Genomic DNA, 22576 nt, shown 5'->3' with positions numbered 1-22576 from the left:
TCATGGAGAGATTCGCCATTCGTGCTGGTTGTGCATAAAGCCTATTAGCGTCGGTTCGATCGGCTCTATTTTGCGCGAAACGGCGGCAATAGAATTTGGAGAGTAGAGAAATATGTAGGGATTGTCTTTCGCGATAATCTCGCTTATATCGCCGAATATTTTGGCGATCCGCTCGCGATCGGAAACGCCTTTGGCAAGCTCTATTAGCCGATCGACCTCTTCGTTTTTGTATCCGACAAAATTAAAGCCGCCCGCCTTATCGTTGTCGGAACGCCAGATCGGAGAGAGATCGGGCATAAGCGGAACGCTCCACCCCATCAACACAATCTCGAAATTTCGCGCGTTTACCGTTCGGCTCAAAAACGCCTGCCACTCCATCACGCGCAGACGCGCCTCTATGCCCGCGTCCATAAGTTGCCGCTGAATAATTTGCGCCGCATACATTCTGATCGGGTTGCTAGAGTTGGTCGATATTTCCGTAATAAACGGGCGGCTTTTATCGTATCCCGCTTCGGCGAGTAGTTTCTTGGCTTTCTCCGCATCCCTAACGGGCGCTTTGACGTTTGGGTTATAGCCCAGCGCGCCCTCCAAAATAGGACCGTTGCATATCCTGCCGTGTCCTAGAAATAGAATGTCGATCAACTCTTGGCGATCAATCGCGTAGCTGAACGCCTCGCGGACTTTCGGGTCCTGAAACTTGGGATTTTTGAGGTTAAACCCCAAATAACTGTAGCCAAACGAGGGGCTTTCCACGATTCGATACGCCTCTTTGAACCGATCGTCAATCTGGCGTTCAAGTTGCATCGCGTCCAGAGAACCGATATGCAAAGAACGCGATTTGAGCTTCAAAAACTCGACGCTCGGCTCTTGAACGTATTCAAATACAACCTTGTCGATCAACGCCGGACGCGGTTTGTAGTCTTTATACGCCGTTAACTCGGCGTTGCGCGATAAAACTAGCTCGTCCATACGATAAAAACTATTGCCGATCGGGCGCGTATTAAACGAGCTTGTCATCAAATCGGGATCGTCTTGCAGAATATGTTTTGGAATCAGCCCCATCATCCACGTTTCAAGCGCTTTAAAATACGGGGCTTTATAACGAACCCGAAGCGTGAAATCGTCGATCGCCTCAAGAGACTCGATCAGCATAAAATCGGAGTTGTAGGGCGTGGAAATCTTGCCGCTCATAGCCGTTTCGTAGGTAAAAACCGCGTCGCGCGCCGTAACGCGCTCTCCGTCGTGCCAGAAACGATCGTCGCGCAACGTGAAAACTACCGTCCGCGAGTCATCAAAACGCCAGCTTTCGGCTATATCGCCGACGATATTGGCGTTTTTGTCGTATTTGACCAACCCGTTAAAAAGCCAGCCGCTAAGCTCGCCGCTGACGGTATCCGTCGCCAAAAGCGGATTAAGTCTCGCGGGGAAACCGGAAAGCGAAAGCTGCAACGGATCGTCGGCGCACAGCAGAGAGCATAAAAAAAGCCAGAGCGCCGATCGTTTCAATTACTCTTCGCTGCCGACAATGTTATTTGCGCGAAAGAATCGTTTGATATTTTTCGCCGCTTGACGAATGCGGTTTTCGTTTTCGATCATAGCGATACGGACGTATTCGTCGCCCGCGGGACCAAAACCCACGCCCGGACTAACCGCGACGTTGGCGTTGATTAGCAGCTCTTTGGCGAACTCTAAACTGCCCAGATCGCGTAGCGGCGGCGGGATATGCGCCCACACAAACATACTCGCTTTTGGCGAGGGGATCGCCCAACCCGCGCTCGCGAAGGATTTTATAAGCGCGTCGCGTCGCTTGCGGTAGTTTTCTCTAATATCGTCGACGCAAGACTGATCGCCGTTTAGGGCGATCGTGGCGGCTACCTGTATGGGCGTAAACATGCCGTAATCAAGCCAGCTTTTTATCTTAGCCAACGCGCCGACCAGCTTTTGATTACCGACGATAAATCCCACGCGCCAACCAGCCATATTGTAAGATTTAGAGAGCGTGTAACTCTCGATCGCCACATCTTTAGCGCCTGCGACGGACATAATCGACGGCGTTTGATAGCCGTCGAAGGTAAGCTCCGCATAGGCGATATCGCTTAGGATATAGAAGCGCTCCTCCCTTGCCAGCGCGACAATTTTCTCGTAAAACTTAGGCGTAACGGTCGCGGTCGTCGGGTTGTTTGGAAAATTGACGACGAGATATTTCGGGCGCGGACTTGTTTCAGCCAAACACCTTTTTACGTCGTCGATAAACGCCTCCTCGTCCAACGAGAGGTCCTCGCGCAATTTCATAGCAAAACGCGCCACGTTGCCGCCCGCCAGAATAAACGCTTGCGAGTGAATCGGGTAGCACGGATCGGGAATAATCGCCGTATCGCCTAAATTGGCGATCGCTTGAACGAGGTGCGCGTAGCCCTCCTTGCTGCCCATCGAGGCGACGACTTCCGTCTCCGGATCAAGATCGACGCAGTATTTGCGCTTATACCAATCCGCCGCCGCCAAACGTAGTTTATAGATGCCTTTGCTCGCTGAGTAGCCATACACCTTTGGCTTTTGCGCGCTTTCGATCAGCTTGTCGATAATATGACGCGGCGTAGGTCCGTCGGGGTTGCCCATAGAGAGATCGATCACGTCCTCTCCGGAGCGTCTCTGTTGCATTTTGAGTTCGCCAACGGCGGCGAACACATATTTTGGAAGTCTTTTGATCTTGTCGAATTCTATCTCGTCGAACATGTTTGCTAACCTAGCGCTTGTTTATTATATTTTACTCAATCCACAATTGTAGCCCGTGTTGAAGAGCGACGGCTATATCGCTGTCGGCGATCTTTAAATACGCCGCGTTTCGCGGAAACGGGGACAAAAAGACTTTAACGGCGTTTGCCGAACTAGCGGTTTGTATCGGTTGTAGCGAATCGTCGTAAAAAACCGCGTAAACCACCCAAAGCCCGCCCGTTTTTTTACGAATGCCGACGCGATCCGACTCCGAATGTTGCGGCAGTCTCACCCAATACTCGCCGGACATATTCTGAATCGACAGCGGACTGTCGAGAGTATGCGTGGATTCCAGCGCGATCGCTTCGGGCAACGTCGGATTTTTGGCTATCAAAGAGTAGCTCCAATCGTCTCCTTGCTTGGAAATATCGTCGATCCTGACGCGAAACGCCGCGAGCTTTTTGGATAGTTGCGCCGGATCGATAGCGTGATCGCTTCGATAACTGATCGTCCATTCAAAAAACAACTCGTCCGATCGCATAGCGCTGATACGAGTGAAGTTGTAGCCCAGATCGCTCAAACTATCGCCCACCGCTTTCAGAAAAAACAGCGGACTGTTAGTCGTTCTGAAGGTGGCGCTTAGATTGCGCGGACCGTCTTTGTAAAATATATCCAGCAGTCCGTTGTCTTTAAGCGTCGCGGCGATCTTAACGCTATCCGCGCGATCCGGCTCGGCTAAAAACTCTTTGCGGTTTTTGAATACGATCTCGATAAGCCTTTGGTGCATCACATAACTTTGAGGATCGACCAAAGCGCGGACTTTGTCGTTGATCGCGTCGCCAAGCGCCGCGATTGTCAGGCATAAAAAGGCGAGAATGTTACGCATATATTTTAGTTTGTCTCCGTGTCGTTTTGTTCCGTTATCGGCGCGTTTCTCGGCTGAGTAATCAAAATAGGGGATATATCGCCGTCTTTAAAACGCACTCTTTGCCGTATGTTTGATTGCGGCTCCATCACGGTAGTTCCGCAAACTAGTTTAAACCTGCCGTGTCCGAATAGAAAATCGGCTTCTCTAGTCGAATCAAAATCGTATCGCGCCGAAATCGTCTTTTGCTCCTGCTCTCCGGTATCGAGGTAGTTGGTCTGAATCCACAGATCGCCTTCGGGAATCACGTAAAATTCCAAAACCTGCGCAATTTGACTCTGCTCCGTTTCGATCGGCTCTACTATGATTGGCGCAAGCGTTTCCGTCGGCTCTGGTTCGTCGATCGTTTGCATGGCTCTCTCTATCAGCGGATTTTGCGCGTTTTCGATCGGAGCCGGAGCGGCTGCGGTCCGCTCCGCGCTTTGCGGAAGCTCGACCGCGAATTTCGCGAACGCCCACCCAAGCGCTATCGCGATAAGCGCGAGGACGACGATCAGGTATTTGCCTATATGGTTTTTCTCCTCTTTCGCGACGACAAATATCTGGTTGTTTTCCTCTTTCGCGCCGTAGAACGCCTCGTATTCGGCGACCAGATCGCTCAAATCCAAGTTGTATTCGCGCTCTAAAATCCTGAAAAAGCCTAGCGCTTTGGCTCGGTTGAAGTTCTCAAAGCGCTTAGAAAGGATCGCCTGCAATTCCGCTACCGAAATGCGCGTTTGGCGATACATTTCGTTTACGTTCATCGTTTTTAAGGTTTCAAATCCACTACTCACCGTCTTATCCTGTCGATCAAAATTGCGGCGGCGGCGGAGACGTTCAGGGAGTCAAATTCGCGCTCCATCGTTATCGAAACAAGACGATCTAGCTTTTTCAACGTCCGCTCGCTCAAACCGTATCCCTCCGCGCCTAAAACAAGAAGCCTTTTTCGCTCTTTGTCGTCAAACGTTCTCGCGTCCTCGCCGCCGACGTCGGCGCCGATCGTCAAAAACCCCTTTTGCTTAAAAAGCTCGATCGCCTCGCGTTCGTTCGGCATCAAAAAAAGCGGCATAGACAAAGCCGCGCCGCTGGAGGTTCGGATTAGCGCCTCCAAATTAACGCTATTAACGCCGCCAAAAACAAACGAACCGACCCCCAGCGCGTAGGCGGTGCGGACAATAGCGCCTAAATTGCCCGCGTCCGTAACCCCCGCGCACATCACGACAAACCGCGAATCGTAAGCCTCGCCGTTTTCACGAAATAAAAGCGCTCTGATTTTAGCCAGCATTCCCTGATGATTCTGTCCTCGCGCGAGGGCTTGCGCTTTTTTGAAGTCCAAAACCTCGATCGGCTTTTTCGCGCTTTTGAGTTTGGCAAAGAGTTTTTTGTCCAACTCTTTGGCGACAAACAGCGTTTCGATCATATCGCTATGGCGCTCGATCGCGTAAAGCACCGGTTGCTTGCCGAAAATCACCATGCGAATAATTCTATCAAGTTCGCGTTAGGCGTTCGCATTTTGACGCAGCCTTTCATACCACGCGCCCGACGTTTCGCCGCTAAGTTTCGCTAGGATTTTAGACAGCGGCTTGATCGGGGCTTTTAGGTTTTTTACCTCGTCGATCAGCGCCTCGTTTCGCGCGCTTAACGGCGTTTTGTTTGGCGCTAGTATAATCGTCCATTCGCCTTTAGCGCTCATAGTTTCAAGCGCCTTTGCAAACCCGATCGCCGCGCCGATATAGCGCTTTTCATGCAATTTGGTCATCTCTTTGAAGGCGGCGATCCTCCGATCGGGCGCAAGCTCTGCGATCAGCGCGGCGAAGGCGGCGATCCTGCGCGGGGACTCATACAGCGCGATCGCGAACGGATAACGTAGCAGAGCCGTCAATTCCGATCGCCTCGCCTCGGCTTTATGCGGCAAAAACCCGTAAAATATATATTTTTCGCCGCTTGCCGATCCGCTCGCGGCAAAAGCGGTTAGCGCCGCGTTGGCGCCCGGCAGAACCTCGTATTCGATCTTGTTCTTGATCGCGTAATCGATCAAAAGCGCGCCCGGATCGCTTACGCACGGCATACCCGCGTCGCTGACATAGACGCACGCTCGATCAAACAGGGCGCGATCGACGCTCTCTAGGACGGATTTTTCATTGTGGCTGTGGAGCGAAATAAAGCGCGCGTCGGGACGAAACCGAACGCCGCGCCGATCGCCCAGCAATCGTAGTAGTTTTTTGGTTACGCGAGTATCCTCGCAAAAAAAAATCTCGGCTTTCGTCAGCCTTTCGGCGGCGCGAAAACCGAGATCGTCTAGGTTGCCAATCGGCGTCGGAACAAGACTTAGCAAGCGATTGGCTTGGAATTACGCCAAGCCGTATTTCTTGTTAAACTTCTCGACGCGACCCGTTACGTCAACCGCCTTTTCGCTTCCCGTGTAGAAGGGGTGGCATTTGTCGCAAATGTCCAAGCGAATAGTCTCTTTAGTCGATTGAATCGTAAATGTATTGCCACAGGCGCAACTGACCGTGCATTCGATAAGTTGCGGGTGAAGCTCTTTTTTCATAGTCAATTCCTCCAAAAGTAAAAAGCGAATGCTATGTTAATTTTGCTTAACCCTGCTACGATCTTGATTAAACTTCGCAAGGAATCGCCTCGTGATTGGAATCGCGGACTATAAAATGGGTAATTTAGCGAGCCTGCTAAACTCGCTAAAAAAGATCGGCAAAGAGGCGAAAATCGTTCGCGAGCCGGACGAGTTAAGCGCGTGCGATCGCGCTATTTTGCCCGGCGTGGGCGCGTTTGGCGACGCGGCGGATCATCTGAAAGAGAGCGCGATGGACGAAGCGATCAAAACGTTTGTCGCCAAAGGCAAGCCGCTGCTAGGCGTTTGCTTAGGCTTGCAGCTACTTTTTGAAAGCAGCGAGGAATCGCCAAAGGCAATCGGGTTGGGTCTGCTAAAGGGGACGGTCAAACGCTTCGATCCGACAAAAGCGGCGCACGCGATCAAAATCCCGCATATGGGGTGGAACAAGCTAAATATCGCGCGATCTTCGCCGCTTTTCGAGGGCGTATCCGACGGCGATCGGCTCTATTTCGTTCATAGCTATCACGCGGTTTGCGACGAAAGTATCGCGATCGGCAGAGCCTTTTACGGCTACGAATTTGTCTGCGCGGTTCAAAGCGCCAACATATACGCTATCCAGCCGCACCCCGAAAAAAGTAGCGACGTAGGTCTGCGCATACTAAAAAATTTCGCCGAGCTTTAACCCGCTTCGTTTAATAAGCGATCGCGTTTTGCTAGGTCGCCGCGCGAGTTTAGCGCGATAACGGAGGCAAACCGCCCCGTAGGATTGGCGCGGCGGTAAGAAAACAGCGTTTGATCTTCAAACGCGCATATATCGATCGTTTCGATATTACGCTCCAAAACGCCGATCGTTAGCAGTTGCAGGCGATTGGCGAGCGGCAAATCCAAACGATCCCCGCGCAGCGCGGGCTGAAGGTAGCTTGGCAGTTTGCGCCACTCGCTCGCGATCTCGCCGTCGATTTTGTAGCATTTTCCGCAAATAGCGGGCGCTATCGCGGCTAATATATCGCTTGGATCGCTTCCGTAGATTTTTTGCATAGCCTCGATCGTTTTAATCGCGATCGCCGAAGCCGTCCCGCGCCGTCCCGCGTGCGCCGCGCCGATCGCCTTGCGTTTGGGATCAAAAAGCAGAATCGGAACGCAATCGGCGCTTAAAACGGCGAGCGCGATATTCGGCGCGTTTGAGATCGTCGCGTCGCATTCGGGCGGCGTCTGCGGCGCTTGGCTAATCGCGATTACGCGATCGCTATGAATTTGATTCATATAAACGACGTCTTTCGCGCCCGATATTTTGGCTACAATAGCGCGGTTTCGCGCGACGGCTTTTGGATCGTCGCCGACGTTCGCGCCCAAATTAAGAGTATCGTAAGGCGGAAGGCTAACCCCGCCGCTCCTTCGAGTAACAAAGCAGGTTACGGAGGACTGATCGTTAAAAAGCGTAAGTCGCAACATAATTTCGTATTGTATTAAGCCCTGTCTTTATAAAATTACGACTATGGGCAAAATCGCGGTTATTATCCCATGCTATAACGAAGCGCGGACGATAGAAAAGGTCGTTAAAGATTTCAAAACGGCGTTGCCGACGGCGGAGATATTTGTATATGACAATAATTCGACGGACGATACCGCCGAAATAGCGCTTAAAGCCGGAGCGATAGTCCGCCGCGAAAGACGACAAGGTAAGGGCGCCGTTGTTCGTTCTCAATTTTTACAAATCGACGCGGATTGTTATATTTTGGTCGACGGAGACGATACTTATCCTGCCGATCGCGCTACGGAGATGTCAGAAATTGTGTTAGAAAAAAGGATAGATATGGTTATAGGCGATCGGTTAAGCTCCACTTATGCCGCCGAAAACAAACGCCCGTTTCACGGCTTTGGCAATTGGCTGGTTTGTTCTCTTATAAACGCGCTTTTTGTCAAAAATGGCGAACCGATTAGCGATGTTATGACGGGATACCGCGCGTTTAGTCGTTTATTTGTTAAATCCTTTCCCGCGTTGAGCCAAGGGTTTGAGATTGAAACGGCTATGACTATACACGCGTTAGACAAACGGCTATCGATTCATTCGATAGCGATCGATTACCGGGATCGTCCCGTCGGAAGCGCAAGCAAGCTAAACACCTTCAAAGACGGAGCGCGGGTTCTTATAACTATATTTAACGCCTTGCGTCGTTATCGCCCGTTACAGTTTTTCGGATTTACGGCTTTATTGCTTATCGTTTCCGCCGCGGCGTTATTCGCGCCTGTTTTCTTTGAATATATCCGCACGGGCGTCGTTCCTCGTTTTCCGACTTTAATTACGAGCGGATTTCTTGCTTTGTGCGGAGTTATCTCGTTCTTTTGCGGGTTAATTTTAGACGCGATATCGCAAAACGGCAAAGAACAATTTGAATTATATTTCCGCAAAATTTATTCCCCCCCCCCCCCCCCCCCGCTAAATGACAAAAATATCGCGAGAATATACGATCGTCTGCCTTTTTTGCGCGATCTATGCTCTTTTCAGCCTTGTTTATTTCTATCTAATTTACGATTTCAACGCTCAGTTATCTCCAGATAGCGACGGCTATGTTACTACGGCGCGCAATTTAATCGATCTTTTGTTTTTCAGCTACGACGGCATTAACGCGGACACAAATCGAACGCCTGGATATCCTCTTCTTTTGGCGCTGTTTTACGCTCTTGGAGGCGATAACTCCGTTGTGGTAATAGCGCAAGTAATTTTGGTAGCCGTCAAACTTTTTGTTGTTTATCAAATCCTTAAATTGCTCGGCGTTTCCTTTCGTCTTGCTTTTTTGAGCCTGTTTCTTATCGTAATCTCTCTTACGTCGTTTGAGCTTCAATTTACAATTTTAACGGAAGCGTTTTTTGGCTCGTTGATAATATTCTCTTTTTATTTTTTCGTTAAGTTTGTTAAGTTCGGCGCTCGCTTCTATGATTTTGCTATTTTTTCCGCGTTGTTTAACTATGCAATACTTGTCCGTCCTATTTTGATCTACTTTGGATTACTCCTATGCGTCGCGCTACTGATCGCCGCCGCGCTGAAAAAGATTAAGTTAAGCATATTCTTTATATTTTTCATAGCGTATCTGTTATGCTGCGGAGGCTGGATCGCTCGCAACTACGTTCAAACGGGCGTAGCAAAATACTGCACCAACGCGGCGGGCGATCAGTATTTTGCTTGGATATTAGAATATGATTCTACCAGCGTCAATGATCCTCGCGCCGTCGTTCGCGATTTGTTTAACGAAAAATATCCGTCTGAAACCATAGACGATCTTAATCCCGCGCAAAGAGCCGTCTTGTTGGGAAGCGTCGCCAAAGAGTATATAAGCGCCCGCCCGATAGCTTACATCGCCAAATGCTTTACGGGTTTATTTAGAGAGATGTTTGGACCAACCGAAGTCGCCGGACGTCTAGTCGGCTTTTCGTTATCGAAGCCAATCGGTTTTATTGGGTTTATCTATATATTTTATCTATGCGGCGTATATGCTCTATATTTTGCGGGCGTTCTTGCTCAAAAACTTAAATTCGATATAACGCAAACTTATATCTTTGCTTTAAGCGCCTATCTGCTTGTCGCGTCGGCGGCGCCGGGACACGCTCGATACCGCGATCCTTGGTGGCAATTGGTTATTATAGGCGCGATAGTATCGGCGCCGTTTATCAAAAAACGCTTTTACGAGTTAAAGAATTTTATTAAAATAAAATGTTTTCAAAGAGCTTTGTAAAGTATCTGGTAATTGGAACGTTTGTTACGCTTCTTTACGGCGTTGTTTTAAGCGGGTTTATCGAGCTTTGTTATTTTAATCCGGTCTTGGCTAACGCGTTGACTTTCGCGATCGTAAACGCAATTTCGTATCTTTTACAAAGCCGTTTTGTTTTTGGGCGGCAAATTTGCGTAAAATCATACCTCAAGTTTGTCTCCTCTTACGCTTTCGCTTTTGCGCTAACTCTACTAATAGCATACTTGGTTGAGCTATGCGGCGCACACTATTTAATCGGTTACTTTATTATATCGGCGTTAGCGCCTATAGCGAACTTTGTCGTATTGAAATTATGGGTATTTAGGGAGGGCTGATATAATTTGCGGCTATGAAAAACGAATTTGACTTTGCCGAATACGCCGAAGCGTGCGTCAAGTGCGCAAAGTGCGTTCCCGATTGCACGATCCACTCCGTCAGCCGCGACGAGACGACAAGCCCGCGGGGATTTATACACCTAATGGCGAGTATGCAGAACGGATCGCTCAAGCTAGATAAAAACTTAAAGAAAATCTTTGAAACCTGCTTTTTATGCGCTAGTTGCGTAGCGGTCTGCCCAAGCAAGATTCCAACCGATACGCTAATCGAAAACGCGCGCGCCCTAAGCGTCGAGAAATATGGCATGGCGTGGTTTAAGAGGATCGTCTTTTTCCTGCTAAAACGTCGTTTCTTGCAAGATGCCGCCGCGAAACTAGGCTTTGTCGTCAAATCGTGCTTTTTTGCGAGCGCGGCAAACGGCATGCGCGCTAGATTTCCCATGCCGATGACAAAGCGGGGGCGACTGCTGCCGCCTCTTGCGCAAAAAAGTTTTCTGAACGCCTATCCGGAGCGAATGAACTTTGGCGGCGAAAAAACGGCGGCGATCTTTATCGGTTGTATGGCAAATTACGCCTATACCGACGTGGGCGACTCGCTTTTGTATCTTCTAAAGGCGCTGAAAATCAACGCTTTTATCCCCAAAGATCAGCTTTGTTGCGGCGCGCCGAGCTATTTCACGGGCGATACCAAATCCACTAAATGGTTAATTAAGTATAACGTCGAGTATTTTGAGCTGTTTGTGGATTCGGTAGAGGCGATTTTGATTCCCGAAGCGACCTGCTCTAATATGATTATCAACGATTGGCTTCACGTTATGCGAGACGAACCGGAGTGGATCGATCGGATTAAACGCATCGTCGATAAGAGCTTTATCGCTTCGCAATGGCTGTATAAAAACACCGATCTGTTGCAAATAACGCCAGATTTGAGCCAAAAGATCGCGAGCGTTACCTATCACGATCCCTGCCACGCCAAAAAAACGTTGGGCGTTTTCAAAGAGCCTCGCGCGTTTCTCGCCAGAAGCTACGAGATCAAGGAGATGAGCGCGCCGTCGCAATGTTGCGGTTTTGGCGGCGTTACGATCCAAAGCGAGCGGTTTGCTCTAGCTAAATCGGTGGGCGCGAACAAAGCCGATATGATCGCCGAAACAGGCGCGCAGATCGTCAGCGCCGAGTGTTCGGCTTGCCGTATGCAAATTAGCGAGGCGCTTAACCGCAGCGGCGCAAAACAGACGTTTATGCACCCGCTGGAGCTTATCGCGCAGGCGATCAAAGAGTATAAAACCGATGCTTGAAACTTGGCAAAACTTCTATGGCTGGCACGATCCGATCATCTTTTCAGTAGGCGCGTTTTCGCTGCGCTGGTATGGGCTGATGTATGTTACGGCGCTTATAGTAGGCTATCTGTGGGGGCGGCGCGCGGTGCGGCTTGGTCATTGGAACGCGATGAGCTTAGAGCGCTTCGAGTCGCTTTTTATCTGGTTTGTGATCGGAGCGGTTTTGGGCGCTAGAATCGGCTACGTGATCTTCTACGATCCAAACGTCGCGTATCTGCTGGCGCGCCCTTGGCAGATTTTTAATCCGTTCGCGGGCGATCGGATCGGCATAAGCGGTTTGAGTTACCACGGCGCGATCGCGGGCGTCGTGATCGCTCTCCTGTCGTTTGCGCGCCGCTACCGATTCAACGTTTGGTTTTTATTCGATCTCGCGGCGGTTAGCGGATCGGCGGGATACGCCTTTGGAAGGATCGGCAACTTTCTAAACGCCGAGCTAATCGGACGCGAAACGACTATGCCGTGGGGCGTTTTAGTAGAAGGGGTTTTGCGCCATCCAAGCGCGTTATACGAGGCGGCGCTAGAGGGCGTCGTCATATTCGCGATCTTGGCTTGCGTCTATCAAAAACGCAAATTCGACGGGCAAATGACGCTTTTGTATCTCGCGCTGTATGCGATCGCCAGAATTATCGTCGAATTTTTCCGCGCGCCCGACTCGCAGCTTGGCTTTATCGCCTTCCAATGGCTGACGATGGGGCAGGCGTTATCGGCGGCGATGCTGATCGCGGCTATAGCGCTCTATTGTTACCTGTCCTATGCGTCTCGTTCAAAGCGCGGATAACTCCTTTACGCTTTTTAGCGAGCGCTACGGCGAACACTATCACAGCGTCGGCGAGGGCGCGTTGAGAGAGACGCTAGAAAAACATATCCGCCCCGCGTTCGCTTTCGCCGCGATCGGCGAAAAGATTCGCGTTTTGGATATATGCTTCGGTCTAGGCTACAACTCGTTATGCGCGATCGCGAATCATAGCGGCAAAATAGAGATTATCGCGCCTGAAATCGATCGCGAACTGATCGTCTATCTGCCAAATCTGCCGTATCCAAAGGAACTCGAAGGGTATCGCCCGATCATAGATCGCGTGTCAAAAGAGCTGCGTTATAAAGACGATCGCGTCTTGCTACAGGTTGTTTTAGGCGACGCGGCGAAGTTAGTTCAAGAGCAAACGGACGAGTTTGACGTAATTTTTCAAGACCCGTTTTCGATTCGCGCCAACGCCGAGCTGTGGAGCGAGAGCTTTTTTGCCGATCTTTTTCGTCTGCTAAAGCCCTCCGGAGTTTTGACTACCTACTCCGCTTCGCATATCGTAAGGGAGCGAATGAAAAAGGCGGGCTTTTTGCTCTACGCGCACCCTTTCGCGGCGGATAGCGGACTGAGAAAAGGCACGATAGCGAGCAAAAGAGCGTTGCGGTTAGAGCCTTTGGCGTAACTCGCGTTTTATCGTTTTCGCGCGCTAAATGATTGCAAGACAAGAGGGCTTGTCAAAGCGAGTATAACGGCGTTTGATCCCTTTGGCGATCGCGCGGAGCCGATTTGAAACCGAAGGTCTCGTTAAGGCTAAGTCTTTTATTCTCTCCGTTTTACGCTACTGAGCGGCAAAGACGTTAGCGAGGCGGACATTGCCGTCGCAAACGCCGTTAAAGAAGCGTATATCGCGACGTCAATGCGTCTAACTAAAGCGACTGTAATAGGTATAAACGCCTTCGTATTGAGCGCCTCTCAATTTTACAAATGCCATACACGCTCCTATATGGGTAACACTTGAGATTGCACATTATATACATAATATCCTATTTTCTAGCTTTTATTTGCTCTTTTAAATATTTATTTTATACGTTAACAAACAAAGTTTTATAACAAGTTTATTTGTTGCATGCGGGTTATTTTGCGCATATTTATGCCTACCGCCTTTCACGGTGGATACACGGGTTCGAGTCCCGTGGGAGTCGCCGCCTTCGCAAGCGGCTTTGTTCCGTTTTTGTTAATGCCTTGAAAGTTTCAAGGGACAAAATGGGAGACAAATCGCCTGCCCGTTAATACACATTAACGCCCCCGTTAATCTCCATTAGCGCCCCCGTTAATACACATTAACACCACTGTTAATCCTTATTAACGCCCCCGTTAATACGCATTACCCATATAGTATTTGATCTATTTAGAGAAATTAATAAAAAAGACACGCAGAGGCGCCCGCGCGAAACCCAACGCCTCGCGGCGTTGTGTGTGTGTGTCGTTTAAGATTATGTTATGCTTGTATAACGCCTTAAAGGAAGGAGTCTAACCGGATGTTAGCTATTAGGTTGCCGCGCGAAATCGAAGATAGACTTGCGGCGCTAGTCCAGTCTACGGGTCGAACCAAAACTTTTTATGCTCGTCAAGCTATTATTGAGTATTTGGACGATCTTGAAGATTTATATATTGCCGAGCAAAGGCTAATCGACATTCGCGCGGGACGTAGCAAGACCTACTCCATCGAAGAAGTAGAGCAAGAGCTTGGGTTGGCTAATTAAATTAGGCGACGGCGCGAAATCAGACCTTGCTAAAATAGACAAAGCGATCGCGCTTCGCATTACAAAGTTTCTGCGCGAACGTCTTGCTACGCTTGATAATCTGCGTAGCGTCGGCAAACCGCTTAAGGGTTCACAATTGGGCGATTGCTGGGCGTTATCGCGTAGGCGACTATCGCGTTATCGCAAGCATTGAAGATAAAACATTATGCATTTTAGTAGTTCGCATAGGGAACAGAAAAACATATATCGCGGTTAGCCTTCATTTTTTTTGTTGTTGCGGCGTTGTGTGTGTTGTTTAGGTTTTTTATTGGATACGTATTGCGATAACCCTCTTTATTCGATAACCGTTCGTTTCCCAACTAAAGCTCGACTGCGCCAGCAGTGAGCAGACAAGCTCAGATAGCGCAAGTCGTGAAGGCGCATAGGTTTTTGAATGTCAGCTTTTTTGAGAATGTCTTTCCAAATGTGCCTTGTATTGACAATCTTTTTGCCTGTAGCTGGACTTGGAAACGTTAAACCTGTTTGCGTAGGACTTAATCTAAGGGCTTCAAGCAAAAGCGGAGTTAAGCGATAGGTCATATTTTTACGCGCTTTGTTTATCGCCGATGGTATTTGATAGATGTTTTTATCTAAATCAATCATTTCCCAAGCAAGACTCAAAACCTCATTACGTCTTCGTCCGTGAAGCAAAAAGATAAAAACGCCGCGAAAAATTGGGTGGGGGTAGTGAATTATTGTTTGGTAAAGTCTTTTGGATTCTTCCATGGTCAAATCAACTTCGACTCGATCGTCATATTGAGGCAATTTGACTCTAATGGCTGGATTTGTGGTCGCCCATTGACTTGAAATTGCGTAGTCATAGATTTTTTTAATGGTGTTTTTGATTTTATCGACTGTTGTCGGAGCCAAATTTGTTTTAAGCGCTCTATTGATTATCTGTTGCCAAAACGCCGTATCAAGCGAGCTTATAGCAGCTTTGCGGCGTAAGGCTCAATATGTTTTTTGTAGTTATATCGCTTGTTTTCAATGGTTTTCGCGCTTTCGATTGGCGTAACGCTTTCAAGGTATGCCTCAAAAACGCTGTCAAAAGTCTTGCCTTTGGGATCAACTTGATATTCGCCGTTTCTAGTTTTTTGTTTTATTTCCTCTTTGATAAGAAATGCTTTTTTAGCTGTCATCGCGTATCGATCGCCTTCGTAGCCGATTGTTTTGCGTTGTGTCTTGCCATCAATCTTGAAACGGGCAACAAACATTTTGCGCCCGCGCTTGTCTTTATAGGCGCTAAACATTGGAAGGCGATCAAGATCGATCCAGAACTTGCGTTAGCTTACCACAATCGCGCCATCGTTGATGCCGTTTTAGACGATCTTAAAGACGCGCGCGAATTAGGCGACTAGCTATTAGGCAGGCTAGAAAAAAGAATCTTATGCGCGATTAACGCGCCGCGCGCCGCAAAAGCGACGCATGCCGCATAAAGGAAGAAACGAAGATGAAATGTAACGTCTGGTTAGCGATCAGTTTTTTTGTTTCGCGAAAAAGCGGCGAGCGCTCTTTCGCGTTGATGGTTAAGAGCCCGAAAGACATTTTCCCGCTATCAAGATATGACCGGATACGGAGTTATAAACCCAGAACTTGCCTACGCAAGGGTCGGCGTTTTGGTCCGCGACATATTTTGAGGCGCGCCCCGTAATGTAGCTGATCGTTCCGCCGCTAACCGCGGCGGGCGTATAACCTGGGTGCGGCGGCGCGCTAAAGGTGGAAAAATCCTCGCGTCCGTTTGGCTCCAGAGCGATGGCTAGCGCCGTAGAGCCTTTGTCGTCGTCTTCGTAGCTTTCAAATTTAGGCGTAACTTCGGTCGCGTCACCTCGCGACGCGCTACCGCCGCTCCAAGCGCTCAGACTTAGAGCGTTTGGATAGTTTGTAACGCTGACGCCCGTTTCGTCCTCTTGATCTGCCGCGATAAGCGTATTCGCCGGATAGGCTACGCTGTAAAACAGACCGCCCTTGTCGATAACGCTTATATTAAACTCTCCGCCCGCTTTGGCGATCGCCTTAGCGCGAACGGTTTGCAATGCGGATCGGACGGAACCGATCGCGCTTTTTTCCACCGCGATCTGCGCGTCGTCCTGAATGCCGGTAAGCCTTGGTAGCGCGACTATGGCGAGTATGCCCAATATGACGATAACGAAGATCATCTCGATCATCGAAAAAGCCGAACTTTTCATGGAAACCTCCTTCTACTGAGATTTCGCAATGATAGCGCTTTGTCTCAAACATAACGAATCATGTCATAATTTTAATGATAAAAAGCAAGATCATTATAAATCGCGGTAAAATTCGGGAGGGCGCGAAAAAAGCAGGGCGAACCACAAGAAAAAGCTATCAAACAGAAGACGCTTGACTGAAATGGTTAAACAAAAAACTCGTTATACAATAAAGCGTCCGTCTTTACTAATAAAGACGGACAAAATCCCAAAGGGACTAAATCATCCCCTAAGGATTACTATTAGTCCCGTCGGCACTGCCAGCCGGACCGGTTCCGCCATTGCACGTCCCTTGTTGCGTCATAGTACCGCCAAACGGCTCGTATCTCCACCATTTGCCTTGGCACAACTCAACATCACTAGCCGTAACGCCTCCAGTTGCCGGACCGATAATAACGCTCTTATTGCCATCAGCATCGGATCCAAAAGTTCTATACGTACCGCGATTTCCCGGCTCAAGCACCGTAACCAACGCCGTTGAACCTTCGTCGTTACTACCGCTTGTCGAATCTTGTTGGGTCTTAATAGTGGCGCCCCAACCGTCTCCGCTAAGCCCGTTAGGAAAACCGGAAGAGCTTATTGTCTCCTCATCAAAAGTTGTGCCGGCATTTCTTCCAATATTAAGCCTATACTGAGCGCCTTGCTCGTCGTAGACGGTTAAGTTAATGTCCGCCTCCGTAGGACCTCGAACCAAAGCGCGACCGCGAATAGCTGTAATGCCGGTGCGTACCGCGGCAATACCAGTTTTTTCGCTAGAGACTAGCGCGTCGTCCTGAACGCCTGTAAATCTCGGCAACGCGACCGCCGCCAAGATACCTAAAATCACAATAACGAAGATCAGCTCGATCATCGTAAACGCTGAACGTCTCATAGAATCCTCCTTTTTGGTTATGAGATGACGATATGCTACTAGCTTTATGCTTAATATATTCTTAAAAAATGGCGAATTTTTGGGGAAATTATAATTTGCTTCGAGCGATCAAAAACATTATAATCGCCCGATAAAAATCAAGAGGGCGCGATGATCGTTCATATCTGTTGCAGCGTGGATAGCTGGTATTTTTTGACGCGCTTAAGCGAAAAATATCCAAACGAGGCGCTCGTCGGGTTTTTTTACAACCCTAATATCTGTCCGCGAAGCGAGTATCTATCGCGCATGATCGACGCTAAACGTTGTTGCGATCGGCTTAATATCGCTTTTCTTGAAGGCGAATACGATATAGACGGCTTTGCGGCGGCGGCGCGAGGGTTGGAGGACGAGCCGGAAAAGGGCGCTAGATGCGCGGCGTGTTTTGATATGAGACTGGAGAGGACGGCTAAAGAGGCGGCGCGTTTGGGCGAAAAACGCTTTAGCTCCACTTTGCTTATAAGTCCGAAAAAGGATTTGGGGCAGTTGAAAGCCGCCGCGCGAAAGATCGCGGATAAATACGGGCTGGAGTTTGTTTTCGAGGATTTTCGCAAAGGCGGCGGAACGCAGGCGGCGTTCGCGTTGGCGCGCGAAAAAGAGGCGTATTTTCAGAACTATTGCGGGTGCGCGTGGGGATTGGCGCGTCAGCGCGCCGCGCAAGGTAGGATCGCCGCGGAGCTGATATACCCGATAGACGGCTCGAGGAGCGCCGCCGATCTGCGGCTAGAAGCGCTTAATCTTAGGGCGCGGCTAGAAAAGGGCGGCGAAAGGGCGGCGCTTTATAGAACTAAAATAATGGAGTGGCGATTATTAAGCGCCGTTTTGATTGGCGAAAACGGCTCGTCGATCGCGTGCGACGTCGCGCCTTATTCCGCGAGGCTGAAGACAAAGTCGCGTTTGATCGGCGTTGCAAAAGGGATCGCGCGATTTGAGAAAGCCGCCGGTTTTGTAGTCGAGCGCTCGATCGCAAGCGGCGCGGACGCTCGCGGCGTTTTGGGTTTGGGCAAAACGGACGTTACGCCGATTTTCGTGACGCGAGAATTGCCGAGCGGGATCGTTACGGGCGCGATCGAAAGCGTTTTTTGCGAAGCGGAGAGTTTGACCGCTTCGGCGGTTTCAAACGAAGAGAAGTTTTGAGCTTGACGATCTTGCAGGCTAATAATGTGGAGAATAACGTATAGACGGTTGTCGCTCCATTATTTTTGGTTCTGTAAAACTTCTATAAAGCGTAGCCGTTTTCTAGCCGCTCTTGATTATTAAGCGCTCTAACGCGGGGCGTTTAGAGCAAGGCTACGCTAACTTTACGTCTATAAGGCGTTACTAGATTGCGCATAATGGACGAAGCGCTATGCGCGAGAATTTGTAAGGCAAAGATCGCGCAACTTTAGTAATTTTAGGAACCATTGACGGGTATTTGGCAAAACGATTTTCTGATGTCGCAAATTACGCCGCGCTTATTCGTTCGCTCGCGATAATCTAAAAACGTAGCTATCTCGTCGCTATTCAATTTTCCCGCGCTCTTTGGTGATAACGCAAAACTGAAAGCAATATGAGTTATATGACCATAGCCGACTTATCCGCTCGGTTCTGCTATAATCAAGAGTTATTCGCGCGCTTTGCACGATAAGTTATAGCTGACTTATCCACTCGGTTCTGCTATAATACAACTCTACGCAAGAGATAAACGGCGTTAGTTATAGCTGACTTATCCACTCGGTTCTGCTATAATTATTCACCTGATCTCCCAAGATAAGCTCTCAGTTATAGCTGACTTATCCACTCGGTTCTGCTATAATGCTATCAGTTTCGCCGTATGCGGATACGTCGTTATAGCTGACTTATCCACTCGGTTCTGCTATAATAAAGGCGGACTTAACCCGCTTAGCGAGTTAGTTATAGCTGACTTATCCACTCGGTTCTGCTATAATCCTAGTAGCGATAGATTTGACGAGCCGGACGTTATAGCTGACTTATCCACTCGGTTCTGCTATAATATAAAGACTGTCAATACATAAACGAAATAGGTTATAGCTGACTTATCCACTCGGTTCTGCTATAATTCACAAAGCAAAAGGAGCAAACCAATGATGTTATAGCTGACTTATCCACTCGGTTCTGCTATAATCCAGCGTGGCGCTTAAGAGATGCTCCGCCGGTTATAGCTGACTTATCCACTCGGTTCTGCTATAATCCGTAGAGCTAGATAGTTGGTTTCAGGTTCGTTATAGCTGACTTATCCACTCGGTTCTGCTATAATTCTCTATATAATGGTAATATCAGAGAACTGTTATAGCTGACTTATCCACTCGGTTCTGCTATAATAAATCTTACGTTAAACCTTGACTTGAAATGGTTATAGCTGACTTATCCACTCGGTTCTGCTATAATTTAACCCAACACACCCATAGCAAAGCCAAGGTTATAGCTGACTTATCCACTCGGTTCTGCTATAATGCAATAAACGCATTCCGTTTACGACCGCAGTTATAGCTGACTTATCCACTCGGTTCTGCTATAATGATCATTATTATAAATAGTTATATGTCCAAAGTTATAGCTGACTTATCCACTCGGTTCTGCTATAATATATTGTGATCGACAAGAAAGGTTAAATATGTTATAGCTGACTTATCCACTCGGTTCTGCTATAATCTACGACACAAAAGGAGAATGGTTTGCAAAGTTATAGCTGACTTATCCACTCGGTTCTGCTATAATCAAAGCGTTAGCCGCGTATCAGCAAAAGTGTTATAGCTGACTTATCCACTCGGTTCTGCTATAATCCCGAGGTAATTAGAGCTACGCTTGAGGAAGTTATAGCTGACTTATCCACTCGGTTCTGCTATAATTCCATCGAAATCCGCGCGTGCCTTCTCTCTGGTTATAGCTGACTTATCCACTCGGGTCTGCTATAATTTTGAAGGTTGAAAAGTTTCAAATTTACAAGTTATAGCTGACTTATCCACTCGGTTCTGCTATAATCCAGCGTGGCGCTTAAGAGATGCTCCGCCGGTTATAGCTGACTTATCCACTCGGTTCTGCTATAATCCACGAGGTGACGATCTGCCAAAAGCTACGGTTATAGCTGACTTATCCACTCGGTTCTGCTATAATACCTTTAACTTCGAGCGTGCGATCGCCGAGGTTATAGCTGACTTATCCACTCGGTTCTGCTATAATTTAGCGTCTTTAATCTGCGCGATAAAATCTGTTATAGCTGACTTATCCACTCGGTTCTGCTATAATAAACTGATAAGTTATGCATTCTTGGCAACGGTTATAGCTGACTTATCCACTCGGTTCTGCTATAATACTTTATCATTATAAATATTAATCCTTGAAGTTATAGCTGACTTATCCACTCGGTTCTGCTATAATCGCCGTCATCGTTACCGCCATCGTCATTTCGTTATAGCTGACTTATCCACTCGGTTCTGCTATAATTAATTACATATTTGCATAAGGAAACGAAATGTTATAGCTGACTTATCCACTCGGTTCTGCTATAATCACGATCGCTATCGATCGGCTCTGGCGGTCGTTATAGCTGACTTATCCACTCGGTTCTGCTATAATTGAATGTATGCCGCCCGATTGTGCATACTCGTTATAGCTGACTTATCCACTCGGTTCTGCTATAATTTCTTTTTTGCAAATCCGTAAACATTTTAAGTTATAGCTGACTTATCCACTCGGTTCTGCTATAATCGTCAATACGCCTACCTACAGCGCAAAATCGTTATAGCTGACTTATCCACTCGGTTCTGCTATAATTCAAGAGAACGAAATCGATAGCAGGCTCAAGTTATAGCTGACTTATCCACTCGGTTCTGCTATAATCGAAAATCTTTTTTAATTTGTTGCAAAGTAGTTATAGCTGACTTATCCACTCGGTTCTGCTATAATAGCATATTTCTCCTCTTTTTTAATGAGATAGTTATAGCTGACTTATCCACTCGGTTCTGCTATAATCTCTGGAGCGGCGCTAAGCAACGTCAGGGCGTTATAGCTGACTTATCCACTCGGTTCTGCTATAATAAATCGCTTTCAAAATCGATTGGAATAATGTTATAGCTGACTTATCCACTCGGTTCTGCTATAATGGTAATTTATCAATTTCTATGATTTTTTTGGTTATAGCTGACTTATCCACTCGGTTCTGCTATAATATGCCCAAGCGGCGGGTCTCATACCTCCAAGTTATAGCTGACTTATCCACTCGGTTCTGCTATAATAGATAATGTAATTATGCCACATTTAATTAAGTTATAGCTGACTTATCCACTCGGTTCTGCTATAATGGCATAATAGATCATCTTATTGGAGGTGTGGTTATAGCTGACTTATCCACTCGGTTCTGCTATAATCTATATTAGGATACTCATAGCGCAGAAACGTTATAGCTGACTTATCCACTCGGTTCTGCTATAATTTTATCATTGATAATAAATCTATTATAACTGTTATAGCTGACTTATCCACTCGGTTCTGCTATAATACCTATACAAAATCGTATGAAGATTTTTTGTTATAGCTGACTTATCCACTCGGTTCTGCTATAATCTCGACGAAAACGGCAAGACCGAATATTGGGTTATAGCTGACTTATCCACTCGGTTCTGCTATAATAAACCTCGTTTTTAGCGCTGGAAAATTTGGGTTATAGCTGACTTATCCACTCGGTTCTGCTATAATAATTTGTAAAATTTGTTTTATTGGGGGTTTGTTATAGCTGACTTATCCACTCGGTTCTGCTATAATGATTACATTAGCGAGGAGGAGGAGTGAAATGTTATAGCTGACTTATCCACTCGGTTCTGCTATAATATCATACATCTCGGCTAGTAACGTTAGATTGTTATAGCTGACTTATCCACTCGGTTCTGCTATAATGACAGGTTTTTTACATATTCAACCGTATCGAGTTATAGCTGACTTATCCACTCGGTTCTGCTATAATGATTGTAATGTCGCGCAAAGAAAGGCACGCGTTATAGCTGACTTATCCACTCGGTTCTGCTATAATTACCACGAGGCGATAGCGCTATTTAATAAGTTATAGCTGACTTATCCACTCGGTTCTGCTATAATTAAATTGCCTGCGAATACGTTATCCGTTAAGTTATAGCTGACTTATCCACTCGGTTCTGCTATAATCTTTCATTTTCGTCCTTATTCTCTAATTCGTTATAGCTGACTTATCCACTCGGTTCTGCTATAATTATTTCCACTTCAAACGCAAATCTGGCGAAGTTATAGCTGACTTATCCACTCGGTTCTGCTATAATTTGTTG

The 22576-nt window shown here is 47.7% G+C and carries 23 protein-coding genes and 1 CRISPR repeat array; of the genes, 11 read left to right on the top strand and 12 right to left on the bottom strand.

Annotation, left to right across the window (positions count from 1 at the left end; all coding sequences use genetic code 11):
- From LBF86_05305 to rpmE, 7 genes are read right to left on the bottom strand one after another with little or no spacing between them, the layout of a single operon-like run.
- Positions 1–1506, bottom strand: a complete 1506-nt coding sequence (locus tag LBF86_05305; GenBank protein MDR0664921.1) for a peptide-binding protein — start codon at positions 1504–1506, stop codon at positions 1–3.
- Positions 1507–2733: an LL-diaminopimelate aminotransferase gene (locus LBF86_05300; protein MDR0664920.1), complete on the bottom strand. Its 1227-nt coding sequence runs from the start codon at positions 2731–2733 to the stop codon at positions 1507–1509.
- A gap of 31 nt (positions 2734–2764) precedes the next feature.
- On the bottom strand, positions 2765–3598 hold the full coding sequence (locus LBF86_05295) for a hypothetical protein (GenBank protein MDR0664919.1): 834 nt from the start codon (positions 3596–3598) through the stop codon (positions 2765–2767).
- 5 nt (positions 3599–3603) lie between these two features.
- Complete coding sequence (locus LBF86_05290) at positions 3604–4410, bottom strand: hypothetical protein (protein ID MDR0664918.1); 807 nt, start codon at positions 4408–4410, stop codon at positions 3604–3606.
- Complete coding sequence (gene rlmB / locus LBF86_05285; GenBank protein ID MDR0664917.1) at positions 4407–5090, bottom strand: 23S rRNA (guanosine(2251)-2'-O)-methyltransferase RlmB; 684 nt, start codon at positions 5088–5090, stop codon at positions 4407–4409. Before rlmB ends, LBF86_05290 begins: the two co-directional genes overlap by 4 nt.
- A gap of 24 nt (positions 5091–5114) precedes the next feature.
- The gene (gene rsmI, locus LBF86_05280; GenBank protein ID MDR0664916.1) at positions 5115–5951 is read right to left on the bottom strand and encodes a 16S rRNA (cytidine(1402)-2'-O)-methyltransferase; all 837 of its coding nucleotides are present in this window, start codon (positions 5949–5951) and stop codon (positions 5115–5117) included.
- A gap of 15 nt (positions 5952–5966) precedes the next feature.
- Positions 5967–6167, bottom strand: coding sequence for a 50S ribosomal protein L31 (gene rpmE, locus LBF86_05275; protein MDR0664915.1), 201 nt, complete (start codon positions 6165–6167; stop codon positions 5967–5969).
- A 91-nt stretch (positions 6168–6258) separates the two neighbouring features.
- On the opposite strand from rpmE, the gene hisH reads away from it, so the two are divergent.
- Positions 6259–6870 carry an imidazole glycerol phosphate synthase subunit HisH gene (gene hisH, locus LBF86_05270; GenBank protein MDR0664914.1) on the top strand — a complete coding sequence of 204 codons (612 nt, stop codon included), beginning with the start codon at positions 6259–6261 and terminating at the stop codon, positions 6868–6870.
- Here hisH and pgeF read toward each other — a convergent pair.
- A complete protein-coding gene (gene pgeF / locus LBF86_05265; protein MDR0664913.1) occupies positions 6867–7640 on the bottom strand; it encodes a peptidoglycan editing factor PgeF in 774 nt (257 codons plus the stop codon). The two genes, hisH and pgeF, sit on opposite strands and share 4 nt — an antisense overlap.
- 43 nt (positions 7641–7683) lie before the next feature.
- Here pgeF and LBF86_05260 point away from each other — a divergent pair, with 43 nt between their 5' ends.
- The 8 genes from LBF86_05260 to LBF86_05225 all read left to right on the top strand — a co-directional run bounded on the left by LBF86_05260 (position 7684) and on the right by LBF86_05225 (position 14304).
- Positions 7684–8748, top strand: coding sequence for a glycosyltransferase family 2 protein (locus LBF86_05260; protein ID MDR0664912.1), 1065 nt, complete (start codon positions 7684–7686; stop codon positions 8746–8748).
- Positions 8630–9919, top strand: coding sequence for a glycosyltransferase family 39 protein (locus LBF86_05255; protein ID MDR0664911.1), 1290 nt, complete (start codon positions 8630–8632; stop codon positions 9917–9919). Before LBF86_05260 ends, LBF86_05255 begins: the two co-directional genes overlap by 119 nt.
- Positions 9898–10269 (top strand): GtrA family protein, encoded by a 372-nt coding sequence (locus LBF86_05250; GenBank protein ID MDR0664910.1) that lies wholly within the window; start codon positions 9898–9900, stop codon positions 10267–10269. Before LBF86_05255 ends, LBF86_05250 begins: the two co-directional genes overlap by 22 nt.
- Positions 10270–10283: 14 nt before the next feature.
- Positions 10284–11564, top strand: a complete 1281-nt coding sequence (locus LBF86_05245) for a (Fe-S)-binding protein (protein ID MDR0664909.1) — start codon at positions 10284–10286, stop codon at positions 11562–11564.
- Entirely contained in the window at positions 11557–12384 is an 828-nt protein-coding gene (lgt, locus tag LBF86_05240; GenBank protein ID MDR0664908.1) for a prolipoprotein diacylglyceryl transferase, read from the top strand. Before LBF86_05245 ends, lgt begins: the two co-directional genes overlap by 8 nt.
- Positions 12359–13030: a hypothetical protein gene (locus tag LBF86_05235; protein ID MDR0664907.1), complete on the top strand. Its 672-nt coding sequence runs from the start codon at positions 12359–12361 to the stop codon at positions 13028–13030. The genes lgt and LBF86_05235 overlap by 26 nt, the downstream gene beginning before the upstream one ends.
- An 856-nt stretch (positions 13031–13886) precedes the next feature.
- The gene (locus LBF86_05230) at positions 13887–14111 is read left to right on the top strand and encodes a DUF6290 family protein (GenBank protein MDR0664906.1); all 225 of its coding nucleotides are present in this window, start codon (positions 13887–13889) and stop codon (positions 14109–14111) included.
- Positions 14095–14304 carry a type II toxin-antitoxin system RelE/ParE family toxin gene (locus LBF86_05225; GenBank protein ID MDR0664905.1) on the top strand — a complete coding sequence of 70 codons (210 nt, stop codon included), beginning with the start codon at positions 14095–14097 and terminating at the stop codon, positions 14302–14304. Before LBF86_05230 ends, LBF86_05225 begins: the two co-directional genes overlap by 17 nt.
- Positions 14305–14444: 140 nt before the next feature.
- Here the strand turns inward: LBF86_05225 and LBF86_05220 are convergent, their stop codons facing one another.
- A complete protein-coding gene (locus LBF86_05220; protein ID MDR0664904.1) occupies positions 14445–15020 on the bottom strand; it encodes a tyrosine-type recombinase/integrase in 576 nt (191 codons plus the stop codon).
- Between the two features lie 56 nt (positions 15021–15076).
- Positions 15077–15289 carry a hypothetical protein gene (locus LBF86_05215; protein ID MDR0664903.1) on the bottom strand — a complete coding sequence of 71 codons (213 nt, stop codon included), beginning with the start codon at positions 15287–15289 and terminating at the stop codon, positions 15077–15079.
- 36 nt (positions 15290–15325) lie between these two features.
- On the opposite strand from LBF86_05215, the gene LBF86_05210 reads away from it, so the two are divergent.
- Entirely contained in the window at positions 15326–15508 is a 183-nt protein-coding gene (locus tag LBF86_05210) for a hypothetical protein (protein ID MDR0664902.1), read from the top strand.
- A gap of 168 nt (positions 15509–15676) precedes the next feature.
- On the opposite strand, the gene LBF86_05205 is transcribed toward LBF86_05210, so the two are convergent.
- Both LBF86_05205 and LBF86_05200 read right to left on the bottom strand, forming a co-directional pair.
- Positions 15677–16336 (bottom strand): type II secretion system GspH family protein, encoded by a 660-nt coding sequence (locus tag LBF86_05205; protein ID MDR0664901.1) that lies wholly within the window; start codon positions 16334–16336, stop codon positions 15677–15679.
- Between the two features lie 268 nt (positions 16337–16604).
- Complete coding sequence (locus tag LBF86_05200; GenBank protein ID MDR0664900.1) at positions 16605–17246, bottom strand: type II secretion system GspH family protein; 642 nt, start codon at positions 17244–17246, stop codon at positions 16605–16607.
- 150 nt (positions 17247–17396) lie between these two features.
- On the opposite strand from LBF86_05200, the gene LBF86_05195 reads away from it, so the two are divergent.
- Positions 17397–18419: an epoxyqueuosine reductase QueH gene (locus LBF86_05195; protein ID MDR0664899.1), complete on the top strand. Its 1023-nt coding sequence runs from the start codon at positions 17397–17399 to the stop codon at positions 18417–18419.
- Positions 18420–18843: 424 nt separating this feature from the next.
- A CRISPR array of direct repeats spans positions 18844–22570; the repeat unit is 36 nt; unit sequence GTTATAGCTGACTTATCCACTCGGTTCTGCTATAAT.
- Positions 22571–22576: the final 6 nt, after the last annotated feature.

It is taken from the genome of Helicobacteraceae bacterium (genome assembly GCA_031258155.1).
Classification (GTDB): domain Bacteria; phylum Campylobacterota; class Campylobacteria; order Campylobacterales; family SZUA-545; genus JAIRNH01.
This window is presented reverse-complemented; position numbering and strand designations above follow the sequence as displayed.